2 protein-coding genes are annotated in these 1,769 nt (G+C 43.8%); one reads left to right on the top strand and one right to left on the bottom strand.

Annotated features, from left to right (window positions below):
* Window positions 1-189 precede the first annotated feature (189 nt).
* On the top strand, window positions 190-1,182 hold the full coding sequence (locus tag QUB61_RS39270) for a tyrosine-type recombinase/integrase (RefSeq protein WP_333136861.1): 993 nt from the start codon (window positions 190-192) through the stop codon (window positions 1,180-1,182).
* 283 nt (window positions 1,183-1,465) lie between these two features.
* On the opposite strand, the gene QUB61_RS39265 is transcribed toward QUB61_RS39270, so the two are convergent.
* Entirely contained in the window at window positions 1,466-1,672 is a 207-nt protein-coding gene (locus tag QUB61_RS39265; protein ID WP_333136863.1) for a hypothetical protein, read from the bottom strand.
* Window positions 1,673-1,769: the final 97 nt, after the last annotated feature.

Raw genomic sequence — 1,769 nt, 5'->3', positions numbered from 1 at the left:
GTTCTTGTTTTCTTGACAAGATATTAGATTCTTCGGATTCCTTTTGTCAAGCATGATTGAGACGCTCTTACCCTGGAGTTAAAACTGGCAGCACCCATACCTGAACCTGAACCTGAAATCACAGTAGGGGAGATGTGGGAGGACTACTTAGAGTGGAAGTGTCCACAGCTAGAGCCAACTACTTTTAAGTTGAATTATCAAATTGCATTTACTAACGCTGTCAAAGGTCTAGTCTGGGATAACCGACTGCGAGCACATACTGTTGCCAACTGTGGTTCGATCTGGGATATGCCTGTAAACGCGATAGACATTGATCGAATCAAGCAATCTCCTTTGAGTCCTACGACAAAGCGCAAAGTTCTAGCAGCGTTGGCGGAAGCGTTTACCCGCTTACAGTCACTAAGTAAAACTAAGCTTTCGGCTAACCCATTCATAATAGTGGGAGGCATTACCGAAAATAAAATTGACAAGTACAAGTCAACAATTAACGCCGATGGTGAGATACAAGAATGGTGGAACACGAGCAATCATGAGTTCAACTTAGAAGATACCGATACCCGTTCATTTTCTAAAAATGAACGAGATATTATTGTCAAGACATTTTATGAGTCCGACAAAGCTGCTACGCGTCAAGCAGCGCCTTTAGTTGAATTCTTGTTCTTAACTGGTTGTCGTAGCGGTGAGGCTTTCGCTTTAAGGTGGCAAGATATCTGGAGAGGGAAAGACGGTCAATATATAGTTATTGCCAAGTCATACAATGGCAGAATTAAGAACACGCAGGTTACAAAAACTAAAGAAATTCGATTGTTCAAGCTTTATTCTAAGCTTAATGATTTACTGTTGCGTATTAAGCCTGTTGGCGCTAAGCCTACTGACTTGGTGTTTTTCAACACTCAAGGCGCATCGTACAACTCTGGTAGTTTAGACGCTGTTTGGAGGGAATACAGGGGGAAGAAAAGCAATAAAACCTATACCTATCCCGGTGTTGTCACTCAGTTAGTAGAGGAAGGTAAAATTAGTGGCTATCTCTCTCCTTATCATACCCGCCATACATTTATCACTCTACAGGCTCAGTCTGGTACAGATTTACTGCTACTGGCTACTGCCTGTGGTAACAGCATAGAAGTCATACAACGTTACTACCTAGGTGTCGATACCACGGTAGAGATGGTAGATATCTAGCCCCAGCTCATCCCTGACTCACCCTACCGACCGCCCCCTAAAAAGGGCGGTTTTTTTATTGTCGATCGCCCGGCACGGAAGCAGGAATCTTTCACTCACATTGTGTGTATAGTACGAATCAAGGCAGTAAAGTCTCTCTCTGTTTTCAAGTATATTTCTGCGCTTAGCCGCCTAACACGGGCGGCTATCTGTAAAAAAGGAAGTCTTTAGGCGCCTAACAACAAAAAACCCGGTTGTTGCACCGGGCAAACCCTAAAGACCCAGAACCGAGATAATCGAAACGTTACTCTTCCTTGAGGCTCATTGGAGCGGGCGGTACAAGGTGTTCTTGCATTCTTCCCACCAGTTCTTGCAGTTGCGATTGAGTAACGCTTTCCTCTGTGATTTCTAGCCCGGTTTCCTCTTCCAGTTTAGCTAGTCTCTCGGATAGAATCGTGTCACGTTCCACCAGCATCTTAAAAGCCTCGATAATTAAGCTCCAAACGTTCATTGTGACTGTCCTTACGCACATTGTTAACGTATCAAGCATAGCACAGCAACTTAGTCTTAACACGGCAAAAACTACTGCTTACACTGTGGAATAAAAA

Origin of the sequence: Microcoleus sp. C2D2, from assembly GCF_036702495.1 — a bacterium.
In the GTDB taxonomy this organism is placed as follows: Bacteria; Cyanobacteriota; Cyanobacteriia; order Cyanobacteriales; family Microcoleaceae; genus Microcoleus.
This window is presented reverse-complemented; position numbering and strand designations above follow the sequence as displayed.